General features: G+C 43.9%; 21 protein-coding genes. 9 read left to right on the forward strand and 12 right to left on the reverse strand.

Annotation, left to right across the window (positions count from 1 at the left end):
• Nucleotides 1-6: 6 nt before the first annotated feature.
• Nucleotides 7-2,316, reverse strand: a complete 2,310-nt coding sequence (locus EJP82_RS19270; RefSeq protein WP_127193700.1) for an ATP-dependent DNA helicase — start codon at nt 2,314-2,316, stop codon at nt 7-9.
• A 315-nt stretch (nt 2,317-2,631) separates the two neighbouring features.
• Between EJP82_RS19270 and EJP82_RS19275 the strand changes: the two genes are divergently transcribed.
• Nucleotides 2,632-3,984 carry a GH1 family beta-glucosidase gene (locus EJP82_RS19275; protein WP_127193701.1) on the forward strand — a complete coding sequence of 451 codons (1,353 nt, stop codon included), beginning with the start codon at nt 2,632-2,634 and terminating at the stop codon, nt 3,982-3,984.
• Between the two features lie 76 nt (nt 3,985-4,060).
• Here the strand turns inward: EJP82_RS19275 and EJP82_RS19280 are convergent, their stop codons facing one another.
• From EJP82_RS19280 to EJP82_RS19295, 4 genes are all read right to left on the reverse strand, one after another.
• On the reverse strand, nt 4,061-6,598 hold the full coding sequence (locus EJP82_RS19280; protein ID WP_127193702.1) for an ABC transporter permease: 2,538 nt from the start codon (nt 6,596-6,598) through the stop codon (nt 4,061-4,063).
• A 4-nt stretch (nt 6,599-6,602) separates the two neighbouring features.
• The gene (locus EJP82_RS19285) at nt 6,603-7,289 is read right to left on the reverse strand and encodes an ABC transporter ATP-binding protein (protein ID WP_127193703.1); all 687 of its coding nucleotides are present in this window, start codon (nt 7,287-7,289) and stop codon (nt 6,603-6,605) included.
• Between the two features lie 127 nt (nt 7,290-7,416).
• Complete coding sequence (locus EJP82_RS19290) at nt 7,417-8,454, reverse strand: sensor histidine kinase (protein WP_127193704.1); 1,038 nt, start codon at nt 8,452-8,454, stop codon at nt 7,417-7,419.
• On the reverse strand, nt 8,447-9,139 hold the full coding sequence (locus EJP82_RS19295; protein WP_127193705.1) for a response regulator transcription factor: 693 nt from the start codon (nt 9,137-9,139) through the stop codon (nt 8,447-8,449). Before EJP82_RS19295 ends, EJP82_RS19290 begins: the two co-directional genes overlap by 8 nt.
• 251 nt (nt 9,140-9,390) lie before the next feature.
• Between EJP82_RS19295 and EJP82_RS19300 the strand changes: the two genes are divergently transcribed.
• Entirely contained in the window at nt 9,391-10,263 is an 873-nt protein-coding gene (locus EJP82_RS19300) for a YitT family protein (RefSeq protein WP_127193706.1), read from the forward strand.
• A gap of 221 nt (nt 10,264-10,484) precedes the next feature.
• On the opposite strand, the gene EJP82_RS19305 is transcribed toward EJP82_RS19300, so the two are convergent.
• Nucleotides 10,485-11,573, reverse strand: a complete 1,089-nt coding sequence (locus EJP82_RS19305; RefSeq protein ID WP_127193707.1) for a serine hydrolase domain-containing protein — start codon at nt 11,571-11,573, stop codon at nt 10,485-10,487.
• A 203-nt stretch (nt 11,574-11,776) separates the two neighbouring features.
• Here EJP82_RS19305 and EJP82_RS19310 point away from each other — a divergent pair, with 203 nt between their 5' ends.
• The 6 genes from EJP82_RS19310 to EJP82_RS19335 all read left to right on the forward strand — a co-directional run bounded on the left by EJP82_RS19310 (nt 11,777) and on the right by EJP82_RS19335 (nt 17,584).
• Nucleotides 11,777-12,895, forward strand: coding sequence for an ABC transporter substrate-binding protein (locus EJP82_RS19310; protein WP_127193708.1), 1,119 nt, complete (start codon nt 11,777-11,779; stop codon nt 12,893-12,895).
• 140 nt (nt 12,896-13,035) lie between these two features.
• Nucleotides 13,036-13,989 carry an ABC transporter permease gene (locus tag EJP82_RS19315; protein WP_127193709.1) on the forward strand — a complete coding sequence of 318 codons (954 nt, stop codon included), beginning with the start codon at nt 13,036-13,038 and terminating at the stop codon, nt 13,987-13,989.
• Complete coding sequence (locus tag EJP82_RS19320) at nt 13,986-14,783, forward strand: ABC transporter permease (RefSeq protein WP_127193710.1); 798 nt, start codon at nt 13,986-13,988, stop codon at nt 14,781-14,783. Before EJP82_RS19315 ends, EJP82_RS19320 begins: the two co-directional genes overlap by 4 nt.
• Nucleotides 14,780-15,886, forward strand: coding sequence for an ABC transporter ATP-binding protein (locus EJP82_RS19325; RefSeq protein WP_127193711.1), 1,107 nt, complete (start codon nt 14,780-14,782; stop codon nt 15,884-15,886). The genes EJP82_RS19320 and EJP82_RS19325 overlap by 4 nt, the downstream gene beginning before the upstream one ends.
• A 3-nt stretch (nt 15,887-15,889) precedes the next feature.
• A complete protein-coding gene (locus tag EJP82_RS19330; protein ID WP_127193712.1) occupies nt 15,890-16,672 on the forward strand; it encodes a DeoR/GlpR family DNA-binding transcription regulator in 783 nt (260 codons plus the stop codon).
• 24 nt (nt 16,673-16,696) lie between these two features.
• Entirely contained in the window at nt 16,697-17,584 is an 888-nt protein-coding gene (locus tag EJP82_RS19335) for an alkaline phosphatase family protein (protein WP_246054289.1), read from the forward strand.
• An 82-nt stretch (nt 17,585-17,666) separates the two neighbouring features.
• On the opposite strand, the gene EJP82_RS19340 is transcribed toward EJP82_RS19335, so the two are convergent.
• Complete coding sequence (locus EJP82_RS19340) at nt 17,667-18,968, reverse strand: DUF3999 family protein (protein ID WP_127193713.1); 1,302 nt, start codon at nt 18,966-18,968, stop codon at nt 17,667-17,669.
• A complete protein-coding gene (locus EJP82_RS19345) occupies nt 18,937-21,483 on the reverse strand; it encodes a DUF2339 domain-containing protein (RefSeq protein ID WP_127193714.1) in 2,547 nt (848 codons plus the stop codon). Before EJP82_RS19345 ends, EJP82_RS19340 begins: the two co-directional genes overlap by 32 nt.
• Nucleotides 21,484-21,756: 273 nt before the next feature.
• Between EJP82_RS19345 and EJP82_RS19350 the strand changes: the two genes are divergently transcribed.
• Entirely contained in the window at nt 21,757-22,356 is a 600-nt protein-coding gene (locus EJP82_RS19350; RefSeq protein WP_127193715.1) for a YkoP family protein, read from the forward strand.
• 7 nt (nt 22,357-22,363) lie between these two features.
• Here the strand turns inward: EJP82_RS19350 and EJP82_RS19355 are convergent, their stop codons facing one another.
• The 4 genes from EJP82_RS19355 to EJP82_RS19370 form a co-directional block, all read right to left on the reverse strand.
• Nucleotides 22,364-24,052 carry a methyl-accepting chemotaxis protein gene (locus tag EJP82_RS19355; protein WP_127193716.1) on the reverse strand — a complete coding sequence of 563 codons (1,689 nt, stop codon included), beginning with the start codon at nt 24,050-24,052 and terminating at the stop codon, nt 22,364-22,366.
• 324 nt (nt 24,053-24,376) lie between these two features.
• Nucleotides 24,377-24,655 carry a hypothetical protein gene (locus tag EJP82_RS19360; protein ID WP_127193717.1) on the reverse strand — a complete coding sequence of 93 codons (279 nt, stop codon included), beginning with the start codon at nt 24,653-24,655 and terminating at the stop codon, nt 24,377-24,379.
• Between the two features lie 58 nt (nt 24,656-24,713).
• Nucleotides 24,714-25,268: a class I SAM-dependent methyltransferase gene (locus EJP82_RS19365; RefSeq protein WP_246054291.1), complete on the reverse strand. Its 555-nt coding sequence runs from the start codon at nt 25,266-25,268 to the stop codon at nt 24,714-24,716.
• Nucleotides 25,269-25,327: 59 nt separating this feature from the next.
• Nucleotides 25,328-25,669 carry a hypothetical protein gene (locus EJP82_RS19370; RefSeq protein ID WP_127193718.1) on the reverse strand — a complete coding sequence of 114 codons (342 nt, stop codon included), beginning with the start codon at nt 25,667-25,669 and terminating at the stop codon, nt 25,328-25,330.
• Nucleotides 25,670-25,950 lie beyond the last annotated feature (281 nt).

The following is a 25,950-nucleotide window of genomic DNA, read 5'->3' on the forward strand; positions in this document are numbered from 1 at the left end:
TTGATCTCATCTATCTCGTGCGCCCTTTCCAACCACCATACGGTCACGCCATTCCGTAGGTAGCAATGCTGCATAATGTGGCTGGAGATAGCGGTCATCTACCAGTACGATTACACCATGGTCATTTTCAGAGCGGATTAGCCTACCTCCGGCTTGCAACACCTTGTTCATCCCAGGATAAACATAAGCATAGTCGAACCCATCCTTGCCTACCTCGTTGAAATAATCCCTAATAATATTGCGCTCTAAACCGATTTGAGGCAACCCTACTCCTACCACAACCACCCCTGTTAGCCGATCACCTACCAGGTCGACACCTTCGGAGAAGATTCCTCCCATCACTGCAAATCCTATAAGCGTTCTCCGGTTCTCCGCATCAAATGCAGACAGAAACCCATCTCGTTCCTCTTCCGATAAATTGCCACGCTGTAGTAACACCCTAGCATCAGGTTCTTTCTCCATAAAGGCTTCGTAGATCTGATTCATATAGGCATATGACGGAAAGAAGAATAGATAATTTCCCTTTCGTTTTGCCGTCAACTCCAATAATAATTGAACCAAACGGCTCTTAGTCACTTCCCGATCATGATAACGAGTCGATAAAGGCTCAAGATGGACATCTAATTGCTCCGGGCTAAAGGGTGACGGAATCGAAAGACTATAATCCTCTTCATCAGCCCCTAGCATGTCCCGATAATATCCTAGCGGTGACAACGTTGCCGAGAAATAGATGTGCGAGCGAAAGCTCTTACCCACTTCTCCCAGTAGATATGAAGGGTCCAAGCAGAATAGCTTGATCGAAACCTCCTGTTGAATGACCTCCACATACGTTACGTATCGTTCATCATATAGCTTGCTAATTCTCACAAAGTTCTGGGCGGCAAAGTAAGTCTCCAACAACAGCGGATTCTGCTCGGTAAAGCCCGTGTTCGCTAGCTCCTGCTCAGCCTGTAACACAAAGGATTCTACCAACATGATCAGTTCCACTGGCGGTTCTTTGAGGATAAGAGGTTTGTCTTCTGCCTGCTTACGGAGCTTAATGAAATGGGCATTTAACGCTTTGGTCACATCATAAATCCCACTGTTAACCTCTTTATATTCCTGCTTTAGATTAAGAAAGCTTAGTTTATTTAAGGTGCTAGAGAACATCTCTCTTGCCCGGTCCACCAAGTTATGAGCTTCATCAACCAACAGTGCGGTTTGATTCTTCTGCTCGGCAAACATTCTTTTTAAGGATATGCGTGGGTCAAAAATATAATTGTAGTCGCAAATGATCGCATCGGAAGCGTAGGAGACATCTAGCGAAAATTCAAACGGACATACGCGATGCTTGCGTGCATACTCCTCGATTACTCCCCTACTCATTCGCGTTTCATTAGATAATATATCTAGTACTGCTCCGTTGATTCGGTCATAATACCCATCGGCGTATTCGCAATCTTCTTTGCGGCAGCTAACTTTCTCTTGAAAGCAAATTTTCTCCTTCGCCGTAAGGGTCACGGTATGCAGATGGAGTCCCTTAGATTGCATTAAGACGAAGGCTTCCTCTGCAGCAGTCCGAGTTGTCGTACGAGCAGTCAAGTAGAATATCCGCTCCAACAACCCCTGGCCAATCGCTTTAAGTGCAGGGAAGGTCGTAGATATCGTTTTCCCAATACCCGTAGGTGCTTTGGCGAACAGACTAACGCCCTCTTCAATTGTCTTGTAGACTGATCCCGCCAGCTTCCGCTGACCCGCCCGGTATCCTGGAAATGGAAATCCGAGGTCGAGAATGCTTTGGTTTCTATTAAGCCTATGCTGTTGAGACATCTCTGCATATGGGACATATTGCTTCACGACTTCATAGACAAAACTCTCTAGCTCTGGAAACTCCAGTGTTTGCATAAATCGTTTCTGCTCTTCCACATCCAGATCTACATAGGTTAATTGAATATTCATGGTGGGAATCCCATGCTCTTTAGCGTGCATATAGGCATAAAACTTAGCCTGCGCCCAGTGTACCGGATACGACTCTTCAGTGATCAAACCGATGTCCGCTGCTGTTGATTTGATCTCATCTATCGTATATGTCCCCTCTTCCGAGAGTAACAACCCATCACAACGCCCATCTATGATAAAGAGGAGATCCCCATAAGATATCTCCGCCGATAAATATACTTCACTCTGATCTAATTCACCGTATTGTTTCTGTAGCTTCTGGTGTGCTTTCGTCCCCTCAACCATAGTGCCTGTACTGCGGAAGCCGCTCTCCAAACTCCCACTACTAAATACATATTCCACTAGAGGTCTCACTGCAATCTTTATCGGGTCACCCATATAATCCACCTGCCGATTCAATATACTTACAGAACGTTAGTTCTATTAGTATACCATGAATTAGCTCTTATTCTTGTCTTTAAGTGGACGCTCGAGACACATCAATTCTATACTCTTTCTTCAAATATTTATGAATACGTATAAAACCCTCTTTGGTAAGTTCATCTAAGCGTTTGCCCTGCTTCAATTAACGCCCCAGAATAATTCTGATGGCCTGAGTTTCATTTGTTAGATCATTTGTTATTGTATATGTTATTTTGTTATTTGTTGTATTATGATTATATATAACAAATAATAACAACGTAGGAGGCTATCATGAGCTTCAATTCTAATTTTGTCTGGGGTGCCGCTACAGCGGCCTATCAAATCGAGGGTGCAGCAAGCGAAGATGGTAAAGGATTATCTGTATGGGACATGTGTGCCCATATTCCAAGCTTCGTCAAAGGTAACCACACGGGAGATCACGCATGCAACCACTATTACCGCTATAAAGAAGATGTTCAATTGATGAAAGAAATCGGACTGCAAGCGTATCGGCTATCGATTTCTTGGCCACGTGTACTGCCAGATGGAACAGGTCGAATCAACGAGAAAGGTCTCGATTTCTATGACCGTTTAATCGATGAGTTATTGGAGAATGGAATTACTCCCTATGTGACACTATTCCACTGGGATTATCCTCATGAACTATTCAAAAAAGGTGGATGGCTAAACCCGGACAGCTCTGATTGGTTCGCAGAGTATACTCGGGTCATTGCAGATCGGTTGTCCGATCGTGTCACGAATTGGTTCACGCAAAATGAACCGCAGTGCTATATCGGCCTTGGTCATAGCAATGGAACCCATGCGCCAGGCCTGAAGCTAGGACAAGCCGAAGTGTTACAAGCAACTCATAATTCCTTACTTGCCCACGGCAAAGCCGTGCAGACTCTGCGACAATACTCCAAACAACCTTGTCAGATTGGCTATGCTCCTGTTGGGATTACTTCATTTCCGGAGACAGAGACTCCAGAAAATATTGAAGCCGCTAGAAGACATACTTTTAGCATTACAGAGCCTACATTTTGGATGAACACATGGTATATGGACCCGGTTTTCCTTGGCCATTATCCCGAGGATGGATTAAAAGTATTTGAACCATGGCTGCCAACTATCAAACCAGGCGATATGGAGACCATCAACCAACCGCTCGATTTCCTTGGACTTAATATTTACCATGGAACCCCAGTGAAGATGGGAGCAGATAGTAAGCCTCAACTCATCGGTAACCATGACGGCTATCCGCAAACCTCTATGCGCTGGACTGTGACACCGGAATCGCTCTATTGGGGACCTAAGTTTTTCTATGAAAGATACGGCGCCCCAATCGTAATTACAGAGAATGGTATGGCGAACTTAGATTGGGTTAACTTAGACAAACAGGTTCACGATCCACAGCGTATCGATTATATGCATCGTTATTTGCAAGAGTATCGTAGAGCCGCCACGGATGGTGTCGATGTAAAAGGATACTTCTACTGGTCATTCATGGATAATTTTGAGTGGGCAGAAGGATATAATGAACGTTTTGGACTAGTGCATACGGATTACCGCGATGGTAAACGCACGATCAAAGATTCCGGCTATTGGTATCGTTCAGTTATCCAGAGTAATGGAGAGAGTTTATAATTATCTAACATTAATAAAAAGATGGCCCTTGCTGAGACGCAAAGGCCATCTTTTCTTATAATTCACATAACCTTGTCTATTCCGCCACACGCAGTCTTTCGACGATTGTGGACTTGGATAACATGCGATACGCGGTAATCGTTACGATATAGGCGATCACCATCAGGATAAGGATAACAGCAACAATCGGCCATGCATTCATGCGGAATACGGTCCATGCCAGATTATCCGCTAAAGTCTTTGCGATCTGATAGGTCAGGAACATCCCAAGTGTCCCAACAATCAGGGCTGTCAATAAGATGCTGTAAAACCCTTCATACACCAACATCCTTTTCATCTGCTTCTTGGTCATCCCGATACTCTCCAAGGTAGCAAATTCATTACGACGAGAGACCACCCCAGTAATAACGGTATTGATATAGTTCAGCACCCCGATTAGTCCAATGATAAAACTTAAACTATAACCTACCGTTTTAAATACAGTCATAAATCCAGCCATTTCCTGCCTATAATCTTCTCTGGATCTCACATTAAGGCCCTTTGTAGCCTCAGCAACAGCCCTTACAGTGCGGTCCACTTCATCCAGCTTAGCTGGGTTTACATGTAAGGTAACGGAGAGAATCTGCGCGTCAGCAAAGGTGGCTTTCATTTCATTAGCCGGCAAATAAACATTAAAACCGAAAGGTGAATACCTTTGGGCTCCCGCCGCATAAAACGCTTCCTGCTTGAGCACTGCCATGACCTCATAGCTTTTACCCATGCTTCCCAGCTTGATCTTATCACCTGGGTGATAGTAGCTGGCATTTACATCCTCATCTAGTATCGCTTCCGTAATCATGACATAATCACCAGAATCAAACTTTGCACGATCAAACGTACCTTCCATGATCTCCTTCTGCTTCAGTACGTCATACCAGCCACCTTCAATCCCATGCAACTGTAGGCGTATAACCCCACTTTCCAATGTTTCAGCAATAGCAGGATGTGGCTCGGCAACAACAATCAAAGGTTCCAGTACAGATCTGATGGTATCATCTATTGGTAAACCATCCCATTGATAATAGACTTTATCCAGACTCTCTACGCCATCAATCTTACCCAAAACGTCGGTAACCTCTTCCGTCAGCATATATTGATCTACTTCGCTATTCCTACTTCCCGCAAAAGACTCTTCCTTCATTACAAGATCACCTGATATAAATGTATTCAAATATTTATTTACATCGAAGGATGAAATCACTGTGAAGATAATGCTGAACAGTATAATGCTCAGGGACAAAGAGGCAAGCATTAGGAATAATTTCTTTTTATTTCTAAGGATGTTACCCAGCGACATTCTGGACAGTTTGGCCCCGTTTACCGATCTCTTCGTTTTTTTTCTGCTGCCACCACTGCTTATCCCAGCATACCTAACGGCCTCTACAGGTGAAATCTTCGATGCGGTTCTACCCGGCTTACTGGCGGCAATCCGAACCGTCATATATGAGAATAACGCGGCGCCAATGAAAATGAGCGGATTAACCGAATAACTAGCTTCCATCTCAGTCATAGAGAAAGAACTTGTCATCATAGGCGTTATCCAGCAACCAACCCCATATCCTGCAGCCAAACCAATAGGTAGCGCAATAAGGTAAAGTCTATTGGCCTGGATCGAGATGACCTTCCTGAGCTGCTTCGGTGTAGTTCCAATGGTCTTCAGTAGACCATAGAATTTAATATCCCTGACGACCGAGATATGAAAGATATTGTAGATGAGCAGATATCCGCTCAGCATAATGATGAAGATCAGTACAACATACGGAATGATATTGGTCCAATCTTCAAATATAGAGACACTGGCATAGGCCCAATTCACCCCATAAGGCGCATCTATTCCAGTATCCGATAGCACCTTCTTTACTTTCCCCTCGATGTCCAAAGAGTTATTAAACATCACATCAAGTCTAATTGTATTGGTATACGAACCGTCTGCCTTCGATATTTCCGTGTCGATGTCGGCGATATTCTTCTGAACAAAAGCTTCCGATACATAGGCCAAACCGGACATAGCGACATACTGATCGGCTTCGAAATAACCGGACACTACAAAGTCTTGTGAAATGACTTTATCACCCATAGTGCCATCTATGTCGATATCCAGATTCACCTTAGTTCCTATCTCATGAGGAGCTCCCAGCAAATCTAGCTCCCAGGTATTCATAGCTATCTCATTTTCTTCAGAAGGCAGCCCACCTTCAATGAAGTGTATAAAGCTGTGTTTGAAATGGTTCTCGTCAACAAAGTTAATCTCTACCCGATTGTTCTTGAACACACCACTATTAATATCACCAACCACAGTAGCCCTACTATATTCCTTGATGGAAGGATGCTGAATCAGCTTAGCAACTTCATCCTGGTTCAGATACTTGAATCCGCCATGGAAGTCACTACCTACCGTTTTCATACTGGCAAGCTCCATGGACTTATTAACGCTTAGCGCCATTGTAAATACCGAAGTCAATAAAAGTGTGGTGAGCACAATGGCACACACAATCATGAGGTTGCGCATCCGATTCGCCTTTAAGCTCTTCCTTGCAATATTCGAAACACTCTTTCCGTTACCTGTAGAAATCATGAGCTCACCTCCTACCAGCTTCGGAGCGGCTTGCAATTTGACCGTCCTCAATTCGGATCACTCTATCAGCGGTTTGGGCAATCCCTTCGTTATGGGTGATCATTACGATCGTTTGATTAAATTTCTGACTCATTTGTTTCATGAGGATGAGCACCTCTTGGCTTGTCTTGCTATCCAGATTCCCCGTAGGTTCATCTGCCAAGACAATAGAAGGCTTAGTGGCTAAGGCTCTGGCAATCGCCACTCTCTGTTGCTGGCCCCCGGACAAATTCGCTGGAAGATTGTTTACCTTTTCCTTTAGTCCCAGTGTCTCAATGACCTGATTCACATATCCTTTATCCACTCTCGCACCGTCCAGCTCAATCGGAAGTACAATATTTTCATAAACATTAAGGATAGGAATTAGATTATAACTTTGAAAAATAAAGCCTACGGATCTCCGTCTGAAAATCGTCAGCTTGTCATCATTCATATCAAAGAGATCGTTTCCGTCCACATATACTTTGCCTTCCGTCGCCCGGTCCAACCCTCCGAGCATGTGAAGGAGCGTGCTCTTCCCACTTCCGCTTGTGCCAACGATAGCCACAAACTCCCCCTTCTCTACCGTTAACGAAATACCATCCAGCGCTTTGACAACATGATCACCTTGACCGTAATACTTCTTTAAATCTTGTATTTGTAAGATTGACATAATGCTATTCTCATCTCCCTATTGAAAAAAGGTCCGTACCCTGAGCTAGGTACAGACTAAATCTATCAAATCAATCTAACATTCCCATGTCTGAAATATAACAGTGTTGACACAATCATATGAGTAATTACATTCGCAGCAAGTAGACGGAAAAAGTCGATCCCTGCCCCACGGTGGAAGAAGCCATGATATATCCTCCTTGAGAGTTAATGATTTCTCTGGCTAGAAATAAACCGATGCCTACGCCTTCATATTTCGATGTCGCCTTGCATCTATAAAAGCGCTTGAATATATCATTAAGCTCACTATTGTCTATTCCGATGCCTGTATCTGAGATATCTATACGGGTGAACATCTCATTGGCTTGTGCTGCTATATGTATTTTACCTGTTGTATCACTATATTTAACTGCGTTATCCATGATATTGAACAGGGCTTCGCTTGTCCATTTCATATCGTGCCGTGCAGTAATGGCTTGATCACAATCTATCGCTATTTCAATATTCTTGTGTTCCGCATGGGTATATACTTGCGACACCGCTTTGCTAATACTCTCAATGATAGGGTTGATCGTGGCGTGAATTGAAATGATTCCCGTCTCTAACCTGGACAATTTGATCAGGGATTGGATCAACCAATCCAACTTGTCCGCTTGCGACTTAATTTGCGTCACGAACCCCTGAGTATCCTCATCTAGCCCGGAATGAGAATGCTCATCCAGAAGCTGACTGTATAGCACGATGTTCGCAAGCGGGGTCTTAGTCTGATGCGAGATATCAGATATCAGCTCTTTGATCTTGTTTTTCTCAGCTTCTACCTTTTTATCATGAGTCGTAGATAGATCAATATAACGGATTAATTTATTTTCCAGGGATGAAATGTTGGTCTCCATGTAACCTGTGACCCGATCCTGACCGTTAATAGCCCCATCAATCACATCATCCAGGTTATTAACCACGCCAGCAATTCTGCATTTCAGACTCCAAACGGAGGCTCCTCCAACCACAAATACAATCACCAAGAACAGAACCGACATCCAAACTATTCTACTGTTGAAACCGACTGTATATAGTATTGCACCCGTATACCCTATTACCAGTACTGTTAGCAAGATAGAGAAGACCAGATAGACTCTATTAAAATAATACTCACCGTTCTTATTCATGCGCATTCCCTTCTGCCCATACGTACCCTAGACCATAAACCGTTTTGATGTACTTAGGTGAAGAGGGTTCGTCTTCAAGTTTGGAACGTAATCTTCTGATGGTCACAGTCAAAGCATTCTCATCGACGAACTCCGCTTCATGCGTCCAAATTCTATCCATCAACTGCTCCCGCGTCAGAATGTTACCCTTATTCGTCACAAGGATCTTCAATAACTTCTGCTCTGTCTTGCTTAGAATCACGGCTTGATTACGACTACGAAATTCCATCTTTCCAAAATCAAATGTCATATGATCAAGGGTCAGCTTGTCCTCATTATGTTGATCGGATCTTCTTAGTACAGCCATCACCCTAGCCCGTAGCACCATTAAGCTGAAGGGTTTGGTTATATAGTCGTCTCCTCCAAGCTCAAAGCCAGTCACAATATCACATTCCATATCGTTTGCGGTCAGAAATAATATAGGAACCTTCGATACCCGCCGTATTTTCTCACAGAAATCGAGTCCACTACCATCTGGGAGATTCACATCGAGTATGATCAGATCGATTCCACCATTGGCAAATAACGTCTCTGCGGTTGCCAAGTCATAAGCTTGCTTGATCTTAATATCGTCTTGGGCTAGCGTGAGCGCAATCCCTTTATTCAAACTGATATCGTCTTCTACTATAAGTAATGTTGTGTCCATGTGATTGCTCCTTGAACAGACTTATTTCACTTGATTATACTGGTTTTTGCACTGTAACGTTGTGCGGAAAAGATATATTTATTATGTGTTTTGGGGAAACCATAAGTAAGCATCCATTGGTATGGTCAAATTTTCCTAAATATTTGTTTTATCGTGATAAATATTATAGTGAGGTATGCCGATAAAAAAGATAATTTAAACTGATAATATTATTCTATTACATACTCTATTGTAGAAAAGAAGGCTCAGACATGAATCTCACTAAATATCCAGAACTCATACGCAAACCATTAAAGGCTTCCCTCAAACCGGCCGAGGAAGTTGGGGTTATCCTTCTGTCTGCCCTTCTTGTCGCAGCCGGAGTTAATCTGTTTCTTATTCCACATCAACTCCTGTCGGGTGGTGTAGCGGGCGTTGCATCAATTATCGGCTATTTAACTAACTGGAATATCTCTATCCTTTATTTCATCATTAATGTACCGCTTATTATATGGGGCTGGAAATCAGTCGGGAGACGCTATATCATACTAAGCTGCATTTCCGTCGTAGCCACTACCTGGTTCATGTCCATCATTCCTCAAGTACAAGTAACCAATGATCCAATACTCGGCGCCGTATTTGGAGGAATCATTTCTGCGGCAGGTATCGGATTTTCACTTCGTGTTGGTGGATCAACGGGAGGCTTTGATATCGTCGGATCGATCCTAACTCGCAAACATGATGTGGCGATGGGCAATATTCTATTTATCCTCAATGGAATTGTTATTCTCGCGCTGGGTTTCTTCTTAAGTTGGGACCTTGCCCTTTATTCTATGCTATCTACCTTTGTTAAAGGGAAAGTTGTGGACATGATCCATGTAGGACATATTAAGGTGACCTGCTTTATCGTCACTAAGAAAAAAGAGCAAATGCTCTGCCAATTGCGCAAGCTCCACCACGGGATTACTTGTGTGCACACCGAAGGTGGGTACAGCGAAGAAGAGAATTACATGTTGATGACAGTTACAACTCGTTACGAACTGGCAGCCGTCCGTAAAACGGTAGTGGATACCGATAATCAAGCCTTTATGAATGTGGTCCAATCCACTGAAATTCTCGGTCGTTTTGCCAGACCACTCAAATAATATAGATCTGCATACGAAAGGGTACACCGTCCAAATTGCGACGGTATACCCTTTTTGTATACATATATATGAGGAAAATCTAAAAATCAGTGGTTGACACAAACGAATACAACAGTGGAGTTTTGGAGTGATGGTAGCATCCTCCAAAACGTAACGCTGCTTCCCACTATAGGGTCTGTCAACCGCTGATTTTGGTTTTGAGCCATATATGGCTCTTTATTTTAACGCAATGCAGGCAGGATATATTTCTCCATTAATTCATCGGTATTGGCTACCTCGGAGGATCCGGCGTCCGAAGTAATGACAATCACCGTATTCAATTCTGGAATCATCCGTATATGTTGCCCTCTATAACCATTTGCCTCATAGGCGGATATTTTATTCCCTTGTTCATCCTGCATCGTCTTTATCCAAAATAAATAGCCATAGTCAGTATTAGCATCCACATTGATTTGTTTGCGCGTAGATTCTTCCACCCAAGCTTCAGGTATAATCTGTTTCCCTCCCCACTTGCCGTGTTGCAAGTAAAGATATCCTAGCTTGGCCATATCCCTTGGTAGCATAGACAAATTGGTACCACCATTGTACATCCCAGTTGAGTCCTGCTGCCATTGATAATCTACAATATCCAATGGGCCGAACAGACTTTTGTCGGCGAATTCTTTCGTAGACATCCCTGTTGTTCTAGACAATACCGCTGACAGCATATGTGGAAGACCCGTACTGTAACTAAAAACAGCTCCCGGAGCAGTTACCATCGGCTTATCCATTGCAAATTGAAGATAATCCGGGCTCACAATCCAATTCTCGAAATCATCGTCTACTGTGGCAAGCCCCCCTGACAATGTTAATGCATCATGCAGCGCAATATCCATTTTCTGCGGATCCGATTGTTCCGACATCTCCGTCAGCACCGAAGATAATTTCTGATCTGTCCCCGTAAGATATCCTTGATCGATGGCGATTCCAGTTAATGCAGAAATCACACTTTTGGTAATAGAATATACACCGGTTGTTGTCTCGCCGTTCTTCCAATCGAAATACTTCTCATACACCAAATAACCATTTTTAATAATGAGCAGACTGTATAAGCTAGTATAATTTGCCTTGATCTGCTCTTCAGCTAGATTCAATTTCTCCTCGTTCAGCCCCTGCTCTAATGGAGTTGACTCCGGCCAAATAAATTCTTTCACCTCATTCTGATCCAACTGCTCCACACTGTCTGCTGAGTTTTGCTCGTTCTGCATACACCCAGATAATATTGTTACCATCAGTAGAATGAACATGGTGATCCATTTAAATGTTCTCATGGGACTCTCCTTATTGGAAAATAGTGGGTTTACTTTACTATATATATGGCAACCCACTTTGAACAAGGTGTAATACTACTTTTACATACTACAATCTTTACGTTGAAACTGGGAAAACAATACACCATTAAAGTTAAATCTATACAGAAACAACAACAATCATGAAATAATCCACAAATCTAGTTTGGGAGGAAAGAGAATCCATGAAAAAGAGATGGTCAAAAGGTACTGGGGTCATTCTAACACTAGCGTTGGTTACGATGCTGTCCGCTTGCTCAGGAGGAAATAAGAATACTGCCGCCGTTGCTGAAGCAGGTGGAAACTCCACCGATAAGGTGATTAGTCTGGAGGAACTGACCAAGCTAGCTAAAGAAGAAGGCCAAGTTGTCAGCGTGGGGATGCCGGATAGTTGGGCGAATTGGAAAGATACTTGGTCTGATATGAAAACGAAGTATGGAATCGACCATCAAGATACGGATATGTCCAGCGCTGAGGAAATCGCCAAGTTCGACGCGGAGAAAAATAAACCAACGGCCGATATCGGCGATGTTGGAGTAGCCTTCGGTCCTGTAGCTGTGTCAACCGGGGTAACACAACCTTACAAAACCGCAAATTGGGATGAAATTCCGAGCTGGGGTAAAGATGCCGATGGACATTGGGTCGTAGGTTATCAAGGGACCATCTCTTTTCTAACAGATAAAAATTTAGTGAAAAACCCGCCAACAAGTTGGGAAGATCTGAAAAATGGCGATTATAAAATCGTTGTCGGAGATGTGACCAAGGCTGCCCAAGCACAAATGGCAGTTCTAGCAGCGGCGATTGCATTTGGTGGGGATGAAAGCAATATTGAACCCGGCATTAAGTTTTTCGAAGATTTGGCCAAACAGAATCGCATTTCTTTATCCGAAGCAACTCCTGCCAACATCGAGAAAGGTGAAGTTCCAGTAACCATTCTCTGGGATTTCAACTCACTGGGCTACCGGGATCAATTCGACAAAGAGCGTTTTGAAGTGGCGATACCTAAAGAAGGCAGCGTAGTTAGTGGTTATGCGACCATTATTAATAAATACGCACCACATCCTAATGCCGCAAAACTGACTCGTGATTATATTCTAAGTGACGAAGGCCAAATTAATTTGGCTAAAGGATACGCTAGACCGATTCGAGCGAGCGTTAAGCTTCCAGAAGACGTTGCCGCTAAACTACTCCCTGCAGATCAATATACAAGTGCTAAACCCGTTGGCGATTACAAGGTTTGGGAAGAAACAGCGAAGACGTTGCCGCAACTTTGGCAGGAACGCGTTCTTGTTCACCTAAATTAATACTCAATTGACCTCTTCAAGATACAAGTAAGCCCGGGCTAGCCGGGTCCGCAGTGGCGCCTTCGTAAGGGGGTGCCTCTGCTATTTTGCGAATAAAAATAAGCTGTTGGTCCACTATTCCAGAAATGTGGTGATTCGTAATGAAAAAGAAACGTGGCAGACGCGCTTTGATCCTGCTTGGCCTCTTGCCGTTTGCCTTGTTAATTATAGGATTCCTGCTTGTTCCCGTATTTTCGATGCTAACGGGGAGCTTTATGAACGATAGCGGAGATGGCTTTAGCTTAGATCAATATGTTACCGCCCTAACCAACGCTTTTTATTTCAAAGCGATCCAGAACAGTGTACTCATTGCCTTGTTCTCCAGTCTTGCTGGCATTATAATCGGCGCATTAGCCGCCTATTCTATTACACTCTTCTCCCCTGCGGTTCGAAACCGTATCCTGTTGATGTCCAACATGACTTCCAATTTCGCAGGAATTCCACTTGCCTTCGCTTACATCATTCTGCTTGGAAACAACGGGATCTTCACCCTACTGTTCCATGAATGGGGCTGGGATATCTTTGCCGGATTTAATTTATATAGTTGGACGGGATTGACACTGGTCTATGTATATTTCCAGATCCCACTGGCGATTCTGCTCGTCTACCCTTCCTTCTATGGCATCCGTGAGCAGTGGCGTGAAGCGTCTTATTTACTCGGGGCCTCCCCCGTCAAGTTCTGGATTACAATTGGTCTGCCTTGTATCGCTCCCGCACTACTGGGTACGCTTGGCATCCTCTTTGCCAATGCGATGGGAGCATACGCTACCGCCTATGCCCTCGTAGGAAGTAACTACAACCTGTTGGCTGTGCGAATCAGCTCACTTGTCACGGGTGATGTCGTCACTCGTCCACAGCTCGGTTCGGCGCTGGCTGTACTTCTAGCGGCAACCTCCATCGCAGCCGTATGGATCAACAGTATGATGACGCGCAAAGTCGCAGCTTTTACATCTGGACCTTCGGAGTCACCCCAGTCCCCGCGCACTAGACTTTTTCAAACCAGAAAGAAAGTCTCTACAGACCAGAAATCCCTAACAGGGAGGGAATCAGCATGACTCGTAAAATGGGATATCACCGGATACTCATTAGTTTCCTGCTACTCTATTTGCTACTCCCGTTAATCGCAACAGCGCTATACGCTTTTGCTGGTAAATGGGATCATACTATACTACCTGAAACTTGGACGCTCGACTGGTTCCGGCAGATGTCACTCGACGCTAGGTTCCTAGAATCGTTATGGAACTCCTTCTATCTGTGTGGCATTAGCGTGCTACTCAGTCTAATTATCATGCTACCTACCGTCTTTATCGTCACCGTTTATTTCCCACGCTGGGAGTTTCTTTTCAAAAGTATGGTGATCCTCCCCTATGCCGTTCCTGGCATTGTTGCTGCGGTTGGTCTCATTCGTACTTACTCTAGCGGTCCAATCGCTATTTCCGGTACACCCTATATCCTCATTGGCGCATATTTTGTGGCTATTCTACCCTACATGTATCAAGGACTGCGTAACAGCATGTTGACCGTAGATGCCCCCGCACTGCTAGATGCAGCAGAAATGCTAGGTGTGAGTAAAATAACCGCTTTCCGTACTGTGATTCTCCCCAATATTCTGCCCGGTATCACGGTCTCGATCTTGTTATCCTTCTCCGTGCTCTTCGGTGAATTTGTGCTCACTAATATGTTGGTCGGTGGGCAAATTGAGACGGTTCAGATCTATTTATATAATCGCCTATCGGAAAGTGGACATTTGGCTAGCACCATCGCCATATTATATTTCTCATTTATTCTACTCGTTTCCATTGGCTTAACGAAAATGGGCAACTTCATGAAAGGGGGACTCCGCCTATGAGCTACTTACAACTTGCAGGCATTACGAAAAGGTTTGGTGGTAATACCGTGTTAGACAATATACACCTGAGTGCAGTTAAGGGGGAAATGATTACCCTACTTGGCCCTTCTGGCTGTGGTAAAAGCACTCTGCTTCGCTGTATATCCGGGTTAACCGAGATTGAAGCGGGTTCTGTTGTACTGGAAGAACGCGAACTCACCTCCCTGGCTCCTCGCGACCGCGAAGTAGGCATGGTGTTTCAATCGTATGGGCTGTTCCCCAATCTCAGCGTAAGTGAGAATATCGGCTACGGCTTGAAGATGAAAGGAATCAAAAAAGAACAGCGAACGAAAAGCGTGAATGAGCTACTAGAGTTAGTCGATCTATCGGAGAAACATCACGCCTATCCTCATGAACTTTCAGGCGGACAACAACAACGGGTAGCCCTGGCGAGATCGCTTGCTATGCAACCTAAACTGATGCTACTGGACGAACCGCTTAGTGCACTTGATGCCAAAATTCGCAAGAATTTACGCATGGAGATCCGCCAATTACAGAAACGACTGATGATGACGATGATCTTCGTTACCCATGATCAAGAGGAAGCGCTGATGATCTCGGATCGGATCTGTGTCATGCGAAATGGAGTTATTGTTCAAGAGGGCAGCCCTGAGCAGATTTATTCAGCTCCACGTACAGAATTTGTTGCACGGTTCATAGGTAACTATAACGTGCTGGAACCTGAACAAGCAGCACGGCTAGCAGGCCTAGCCAAAGTTCCTGATATTAGCTATGCCATCCGGCCTGAATCTATTATCCTGTTGCCGGGGGAAGGTATGCCATCTACTTGGAATGGTTCCCAAGAATTTATCGCTGCCACTACCCTCTCAGGTTATGCCACCCCACCCTTTTCTGGTGGTGATATTCCACTGTACTGGACAGGCAAAGTAGTCTCTATGACTATGCTTGGTAACATTCTTCGGTATAGTGTGGAATCGGAAGGTGTTCTATTATCCGTAGATATTCTGGCTGGTCAAGGTACTTACCGCCCGAGTGAGCAATCAGAGGTTACGTTATGTGTCTATACTTCGCAATGTATCCCTCTGGAGAAGGATGGTGCCTAATTATTGTCCATTCTGGCAGAAGAACGTAAGTTGATCATTCTGGAACAGTTAAGAAGTGCTGGGCAAGTGAAAGTACTGACGCTCGCGGAGCGGCTCGGTGTCTCGGAGGAAACGGTCCGTCGTGACCTCAAGCAATTAGAAAATGACGGACTGCTAAATCGGGTGTATGGCGGAGCTATCCCCCAGAAATTTAGCAACTACGAGCCACCGTATCTCCAACGTCAAGCCATATATAAAGAAGATAACCAGCGGATCGGGGAGGCTGCGGCCGAGTTAGTGAAATCCGGCGATACGATCGCTATTGATGTCGGTACCACCTTACTAGAATTCGCCAAGGCAATTCAAGGTCGTCAGCGCCTAACGATACTAACGAATTCACTCGCCGTGTCCTTTTGTCTGATGGAGTCACTTAATATGGGGCGTTTTACAGGTACGGTTATTATTATCGGCGGCGAATTAAATCCTCAGCAGCAATCACTCTCGGGTGTCATTGGAGAAGAGATGATGAAGCAGTTCAATGTCGATAAGGCATTCCTCTCCGCAGGTGGGATAACCACCGAACGGGGAATCAGCGACTATGATATCCATGAATGTCGCATGTCTAAGCTATTTGCTCAATCGGCAAATGAAGTCATTGTACTCGCAGATCATAGTAAGCTTGGCAAGGATGCTTTTGTACAGATCATTCCCCTGGAGGCCGTAAATACCATCGTTAGTGACACCTCTCCTCCAGAGCCCTGGCTTCCCCTACTGAACGACTATCAGATGGCTTGGATTCAGACCTAATTCTTATCGAAGGGAGATAATATAATGGTGCAACAACGTGTACATGGTAAAATGCTGGGGGAATCTGTAGGACTCGGGCCCCGTCTGATTACTGTTGTTCTTGACGGCCTCCGCTATCAAGGGGCTACACAGTGGCTTGGTTATATAGAACATATGGTGGAAAAGGGGCAGGCGGCTCGCTACAAAGTGATCTCGGAGCTTCCTAGTTTGTCACGTCCCCTATATGAAGTATTACTTACAGGGACACCCGCTTATATGAACGGAATAACCACCAACCAGGTTGTAAGACTTAGTGGAGAGGAAAGTTTGTTTCATTTGGCAAAAAATGCGGGTTTAACCACTGCAGCAGCTGCGTACCATTGGGTGAGCGAGCTATATAACAAGGCGCCGTTCAATCCACTACGGGATCGCCATCAACATGATGAGCAGCTCCCCATTATGCATGGATCATTCTATTTCGAGGATCAGTATCCTGACTCCCACTTGTTTGCCGATGCTGAATTCCTGAGGCAGGCCTACAATCCAGACTTTCTATATGTACACTCGATGAACATTGACGATGCCGGGCATCGCTTTGGTGGTGGGAGTAAAGAGTACGAAGGCTCTGTCCGTATCGCAGACAGTATTCTGGCGTTGGCCGTACCTCAGTGGATTGCAGCCGGATACACTATACTCATCACAGCAGATCACGGTATGACCGTATCGGGCCAACATGGTGGAACAACACCGGAAGAACGTGAGGTTGCATTATATGGAATCGGACGTCCCTTTACTCCTGGTGTATATGATGAACCTATCCCCCAACTGGCCATCGCCCCGCTCATGGCAGGTCTACTGGGACTTATGCCTACCGTGAGAATGACGCCGTTTCTGATCCCCGGCTTACGTCTACCGGCTCCAAGTGGTGTATAATCAGGCCAACTCACATAAAGAAGACATCCCGTTATACTAATGGGATGTCTCTTCTAATTAAAGCTTCATCTGCTTACTTCTCTTAGGATGTTTTCCTAAGCTTTTGGGCAAGTAATCCGATCAACACCACTGAGATCACAATAATCACTCCGCTAAACCACGGTTTCGTTGCGAACCCTTCCCGTGCAGGTATGTTATCATCTGTTACCACGGATAAAGTCGTTTCTTCTCCCAATGTTCCTATTACCATATCCTCTTGCTCAATATGACTTCGAAACTTCACGATATCATACTGTGGCTTAACTACAGTGCCGTTTCCATATAACAATCGGTATGGTCCAGTTCCCTTATCCTCAAATACCAACTTATTAAGCTTATATTCAATTGAAATATCTGATATGTCCAAAGGTGGATCATCCTGATTGTTAATTCTAATTGTGAATGCAGGCGTAGTAGTTGGGAAAATTGCAGTTATTGTGGTGTCGGCAATTCTTACGTCTTTGAAGTCCATACTGAACAGTTCTGGTATGTTTTCTGCTTCAATGGTCTTTCCTTCTGAATCCATAAGTTCATATGTGCGTGTAAAGTTCCCAGCGGCCGTAAGTTGTACTCGTTTGATCCTTAAATGATTTGGATTCTGAATGATAATATCCGTAAACCCATCTTCCTGTTTCATTTCATACTTTGGCGTTCCACTCCTCTGAAAGTCCCGCCACTGTAGATCAGAAATAACGTTACTCAATTGCATTTGTGGGAACGATAAACCCTCTACATTATTCAGCACTTTCAAACGGTAATAACGAAATGAATACTTATCATCCAGCTCAATGGTGTCCTTCGTCAGCGAGTCGATCCGATAAAGATCATCCATCTTCAACCGTTCCCAGCCTATACTGTCATAACTCCCGTAAACTTCTACATGCTTCAAGAAATTCTCATTCGGCAGTGATACCTTTAGGCTATTCCCCCGGATATCTACGTTCTTCCCTAACGGGGTAACTTCGAAATCAAATACCGAGTCATCTTTCTCCTTCTTGACTTCACCCAGTAATTCGGTCGTATATGTTACACGATCTTCCGCAGACTCGCTATATCCGTTATCAATATAATAAGGCACAAACTGCCCCTGCTCGTTCACGATCCGAAGATCATTTAAATCTTGCGAAGCTCCCGCATACACTTGCTCATCTAGAAACACGGCCCGGTATAGGCCGCTGGCATCCTTGAAATCTAGCGGTTTGGAGAAACGAAAGTTCTGTGCCCCATCTTGTTCAGCAGCCCCTACGTTCATCCCCCCGCCTACATTGAAGAACAGACATCCTACCAAGATCGCACCGGCGCCAGCTAACAGGCTACCCTTGCGAATCCACTCCCGTATCCTCATGAGTCTCCCCCAATCTGCTTGATACTCTCTGATAGAGATAGGATATACCAAGTAGCACCAGTCCGAAGCAGAAATAGGCAATCATCTTGCCACCTGTGGTTAAAAAGCTAAGATCATACAACAGCAATTTCCCCGTGGAAAATAACGTCAACCCTAGCCCTATACGCCTTATATACACGTATCTGTTGCGGAAGCCATACATGATATAGGCGATGGACAGTAATAAATATGCCATGCTAAATACTAATGCGATATCACCAAGTCGTAATTGGATACTCAAAAATACGGTAAGAATAGCCAGCAGATAAATTCCTAAAATAGTGGGATACAGTTCTATACTCTTAAACTCCCTACGAATTAACGCAATGACCAAATCCCGCCCACTAATGAATACAAATACGTTAATTCCAATCAATACAACCAATGCCAGATAATCAGCTACTGAATTTTGACTGTAGTTCGAGTGCAGTGTTGGTATGAATAAAGTAACGCAAAGACAGAAGAAGTAGCCCACTACATTGAGAAACAGACAATAGTATTTGACCAGTCGATCATACAGCACGCTAACCTTTGTCAACGAATAAGCAAGCATCATCGTGATGAATGCGATGAGTAGTGTCCTGTAAAAACCATATTGAGCGAAATCTCTCGGGACCAACGTTTGATAAACCCGCCCCATCTCAAACAATAGATAGAACCATACGTTGGCGAGTGTCACATATTTAAATACGTTGATGATTGTATTCTCGAATGGCTTCTTATTCAGGAACGCTTCCTTGTCCTGATGACGAATCGCATAATATAACGTAATGATTAGCATACCAATGGAGATAGAGCTGTATTTTAAATTGAAGGCTCCCCTATCCAAGAGTAGATAACTACTTAGATCAATAAGGATAAAGGCTCCCAGACAAAGTCCGATAATCCCCCAACCCACTCGCTCCAGCTGCTTCAAGGAATTTCTATTACCGAATACCGTCAATATAATGCCTTCAATTAACCATCCCAGGGCCACCCATTGAATACCAAACTGGAACGGAATCATGAGTAGTGCGAACGTAAGCGAGGTCCCATAGAATAATAACCTCGTCTCCTTCTCTTGCTCCAAATACTTAAGCGCAAGTCGCCCTAGCCCCATATAAATCAGACAGAAGATCAGGGCTAATAAACCCTTGAAATCACTTAATCCTGCGTCAGCCAACAATGCATACAGCGTTCCACAGCTGAACATCGTATTGAGGGCCAGTAGCGAGAAATCCCACCAGGATAACTTGGAACGGTATTTGAATGGATACCATAACGTGATTCCAAGATACATTAGGAATGTAATCACAGCATATACCATGCTTATAGATTCACTATCCCCCCGCCACACTAACGCCAACATGGAAGGTACATTAAATAGAAAACTGATGTAATTGACGATAACCCAGCGTTTTCTTAATGAAATCAATAAGATGAAGCCATTCAATAGAAGTAAATAGACCATAGCGATGTACACGGCATTCCCATGAAGACCAAACGCCTGCATATAGGAGAATAACGGAATGTAACCGCCAACCAAAGCCAATGAACAAATGGTTCGCGACTGATATCTTAGCGATAACAGCACGCCCGTTAATGTCACCAGCACAGATAGACCTAAGCCCGTATAGATACCAATAATCTCTAACAAGAAATAGCTGTAGAAAATCGATCCATACAATACGGATATCCCACCACCTAGCAAACCTAAGGCGAAAGTTTCTTTGCCCTTGCGGAATAGCCATTCTCCACCTGCAAGCATCAGCGCACCCAATAGGAAGAAGGTGCTACCCTTCATATAACCGTTGAACCATTCGGAATATGAGAACTTGAAGGCTGAGCCTACCGCAAGAATAATGAGCAAGATTGCGATTTTATTAATCCAGTTCAATCCGATCTTCATTTCAATTTGATTCTGCTTGATTCTACGCTGCATGGTTTCCTCGCTGACTTCCTCCGATTGCAGTTGATCCAGTGCATTCGAACTGTCCTGCCCAACTTTCTTCTCCATATCCTGAAGTTGCTGACGGTGATGCCATATTCGTTGATCCAGCTCGGTAGAAACGGCTGCTAACTTTGAGTTGACTTGCTCCTTACCTTCGTTCAAATGAAGCTCAGCCCGTCTGTACAAATGATGAATGTCATTCTTAACCTTATTCTCCACTGCCTCTAGCCGGTTCATGTGAGCGCCTTGCTTTGCTCCAAAGTATGTATTCAACTTCTCACGCGACACCTTAATAATATTCATTTTCTCATCGATAATTTGTTCCGTAAGCGCCTGCCGTAGTCCGCCATTCTCTGACTCCAGTTGGTGAAGTTTGGTCTGTAACATCGCTATGCGTTCCTTGTACTCCTCCACCTTTTTACGAATCACTTCATTCTCACGGAGGAGATCATGGGATTCATATTCCGCAATAAGGATCTGATACTCCTTAATAAGCTTGTTCTGGCTTTCTTGAATTGAAAATAGAGTCTCCCTAAAATCCTTCATTTAATACCTCCAATTTCCATTCCTAATAATAAATCCATTCTACTATATAGTTATAGCGCACAATAAGTATTTTTTTGGAAAAATAATACTTCTGTGTATTTTCCCGTAACTAAAGGTCTAGTAAGCCCACTAGACTAGAGGCTAGCAGCAAATATGACAAAAGCCGGTATTTATTACATGATTTCTCCTGTATACTGAAAAACATAGCCATGTTCACATGAACAGAAAGTACTTCTCAGTTGGCATACTTTTACTAAAGGTGAGGATTACTTAATGAAGACTACTTCGCGTTATAAACGTGCCATACAAGGGGTATGGATGGGGTGGGAACGTGTATTTGAATGGTCGACCTCGCTCAGGTCGAGTTATTCAGGACATTTTGGTATATGTAAAATGTTCGTGACGAAATATCACGGGAAAGACATTCTATGCGAGGATGGAACTATCATTCAATCAGGAGATTGGGTAGGGGAGCTTCATTTAGATAATCATAAAATATTACATATGCTACAGGCCAAGGGAGCCAACCGAGTCGCGCTATCCGTTGCTCGAATGGCACGTGTCTCATTGCGAGAAATTTGCGCTGAAGTAATCACAGACCCGCAGCTTAGCCAGGTCAAGGCCCTACAAGGCATTACTTTGCTTCATAGGGGCATTATCCATGGATTAGGTTTTGAGATTCACCCTCTAGAAGGAGGAAAATTTCGAGCGCTCACTACTTCGTATTTACGTATATTGCTAAGTGTATTCCATCCAAGCAGTCGAGAGCGAATCGACCCACACGCAGAGAAGCTCATTCCGATGAGACTTGTCTTGAGCAGAGATTCGCTTATCGACCGGTTTGCCGAAAAACAAGAAGAGTATGTCGTCTAATTCAAGTCTATACCTTAAATTTCCTTAGCGCAGTTTGCAATTCAACCGCCGCCGTTGACAGAGCAATAGAAGAAGAATCCATCTCCTCAATCGCTGTTAATTGTTTTACTGTTGCCGTCACCACCTGTTGGGAGCTTGAGCTGGTAACTTGAGCAATTTCTGCAATCATCGTAACCGAAGCAGAAATTTGCTCTATACCTGCGGACATCTGCTCTGCCGTAGCAGCAAGGTGCTCAACCCGCCCTCCCATTTGAGCGCCTGAGTGGATGATCCCGTCAAAGCTCTCTTCCGTCATGCTCGTGAGCTCTAGTCCGGTCTGCACTTCTTGCATAACTCCAACCATCGCCGCTAACGAGGATTTCACGTCTATGTCCACTTCACTCATTAGATTTCCGATAACTTCCGAGGCTTGGTGCGATTGTTCTGCTAACTTCCGCACTTCAGAAGCAACGACCGCAAACCCTCTACCCTCTTCCCCCGCCCGAGCGGCTTCGATGGAAGCATTCAGAGCTAATAGACTCGTCTGCTGTGAAATCCCCTGAATCATCGTAACCATACCTGTAATTTCACGCGACTTCTCATCAAGTTGTCTGATGATGAGTTCGGTATCTCTAACAGATCCATCAATAGTAGCCATTTGCATCACTGTCTTCTTGACATACTGACCCCCAGCTTGCGCATGTTGTTGAGTCTGTGCCATCACTTCCGAGACATCGACAGCATGTTCGGCTATACTCTGCACGCCATAGGCTATTTCCTCAACCGCTCTAGCATTCTCCGCCGCGCTCTGTGTCTGACTGTCTGCTCCTACAGCTACCTGCTCAATGGAAGTGGCAATTCTAGTTGATTCTTCGGTCGTTTTCTCTGCTATTAGTCTAAGTTGACTCGCCGTAGTTGATACATTATCGGAAGCATGTAATCCATGCTGAACAAGATCCTGCAGATTGGCACCCATTCGATTGAAGCTCAGCGCTAGCTTGCCGATCTCATCACCACCAAGATCCTGAACAACTGTAGTGAAGTCTCCCTCCCCAGCACTTTCCATTGCCTTGGATAGTGTGCTGAGTCTTTTTTTCATCCTATTTATATACAACACAATCAGAGCAAACGAAATGAGAATCGAGATAACAATAACCCACAAGAACCGCACCATAAATGACGATATAATGTTATTAATCAAACCTTGTGGAGCACCAACATAAAATATCCCAATAGTTTCGCCGCCCGCATCCTTGATGGGCTCATAAGCCGCTTGATATGTATTACCTACTACAACTGCTTCACCATAATATTTCTGTCCATTCTTCAACACAGCTTCAGCCACTGCTGAAGAGACAGTTGTTCCTACCGCTCTCTCACCTTCATTCATAACATTTGTAGCAATTCGTGTGTCTCCTTGGAAGATTGTGACCGTGTCCCCCGTCATCTCTCCAATATCATCAACGAGTTCAAAGTTCCCACTCATCTTCACGTTACCCTTGTACAAATCACCCTCTTGCATCATCCAAGCCCCTGGATATTTGCTGTCGATAAATTGACCTGCCAGTCCCAGATCGCTCTTAGCCTTCTCTTCAGCAAAAGTCTTAATCCCCTTTGACATCTGTTCGATGGCAACAATCGCAATCGCTGCGGCAAATACCAACATAATTCCAATCACGATCAAACTAATTTTTGTAGCAATGCTACTACGCCGCATAGTGATTTCACTCCCGATCTATTTTTTCTGATTCATAATGTTCTATCCCCGAGTTATGTTATTTGAGTCTTTCTCATAGTAGATGAATATACCATTGTAAAGTAGTTAAAAAAGTCACTATATTTCCAGCATTTATGCAACTTTCCGACTAATTTTTACAATAATCTACTTAACCAGCAAATCCTTTTCAGTTCCAACAAAACATTGTCAAATTTGTACCCTTTGCAGGCCTATTTTAGGTCCTTTTGTACTCCTTACGAATATACAAAAAAAGCCCGCAACCCCAGAATCAAGGGCACGGGCTAAAAACTTATTGTTGTGCTACTAATCTACGTATCCAGCAAGTCCTTTTTCCATTAAATAATCCATTTCTAGATCCAGTATCGTTTCTACGGTCAATTCGTCTAATTTGACATCAGATCGACTAAGCACATAGTCAACAAGTTCATCACTGTCGATATCAACGTCATCACTTGCGCCCTTATGTGCGTTGCTAATAAAAGCGGCCTCGTGCTTCAGTACCAACCGAATGTTCTCGGGTTTGGCATCCGTATGACTAGCAATGTAATAAACTAACTCTTGTTCATTTAATTGTTCACTCATGAAATTTCAACTCCTAGTTTAGATATAATACGTGTTTATACAACCGCATGTATTGATATTATAGCACGACCTGATAAATATAAACCTTGGTTCGATACATATCTCGACAAACAATGACTTCCTCAGGTTCCCATTCTGGCAATGCGAAACAAATACTAATTATCCTTGTCCCCGGAACTAGTTGTTTGCGAAAGATCGGACTTAGTCTCTTCATCGCCCCTGGATAGAGATAACAAAGGACTACACTCGCTTGTTCATAGGAATAAGAATAGATATCTCCCCGTAAAAAAGTAACATTGTCAGAAGAGCTAAGCCGAGCAGATACGCGGGAAATCCATAACGGAATGAGCGAGTTCTCAATCCCCGTGATCCGCCAGTTCAAGTCATGGCCTGACAGATGCAAAGCAAGCGTACCCCAACCCGAACCCGCTTCAACAATGGGACCAACCTCCCCAAACCGCTTCATCTCCGAGGTTACGATACGCCGGACCGGCGCCGAAGAGGGCATTGGTGAGATGCCGTTTCTCCAACTGGTATATACAATGGACAGCAATCCGAATAAAGTAGCTGCAATTAATAACCCCGACATGATTCCAAAGCTGATATTTGCCATGATGAGCTCCCTTTTTAAATGTATGTATTAAGGAATCTTGCTGAAATAACTGAATTCTTTCATTTAGGGCTATCTTCTTTAGTATCTAACTCATAAAGATCCCACCAAGGCATTTCCGTATTAAAAATCAAGATGAGGTAATGATTCGCAGGGTCATTTTTAAGTTCGACAATTCGATCGCCTGTCTGTGTTTTACCTATTAGTTTTCGATTGATTTTTGAATCGTATATCGTTTGGTCAGCCATTCCTCGATACACATATGTACCATACTTTGAACTAGATAGCTCTTTTTGCTGAATTACTGTAAATGACTCGTACGAAGGAAAGAAAAAAAGACGAATACAGACTCCTAATGTAGCAAAAGTAACCACAGCTACAATCCACAGGTATCGTTTCTTCATCCTTACCTCCCCCTATTATCGAAATCATCTTGTTTTCTCTTCTTGTTTTCTCTTCGATATTTTATTTCGTTAATTTATAGTAAAACCCTTTATTGCCAAGTTGTTTGATCGAAGTCACATGGAAATTCTCCTGTTATTTTGTTGAGGTGACCAACCTTACTCACTTTAATTGGAATAACTCCTGTTAATTCTTCTGATCTATCATACTATTGCTTCAAGGCGTCAAATTAGAGGGAGAAGTAGAACTAGAATAAAAAGTGGACACCTCGATAAGAGAATTC

The sequence above is a fragment of the Paenibacillus anaericanus genome, from assembly GCF_003994475.1.
Lineage (GTDB): Bacteria > Bacillota > Bacilli > Paenibacillales > Paenibacillaceae > Fontibacillus > Fontibacillus anaericanus.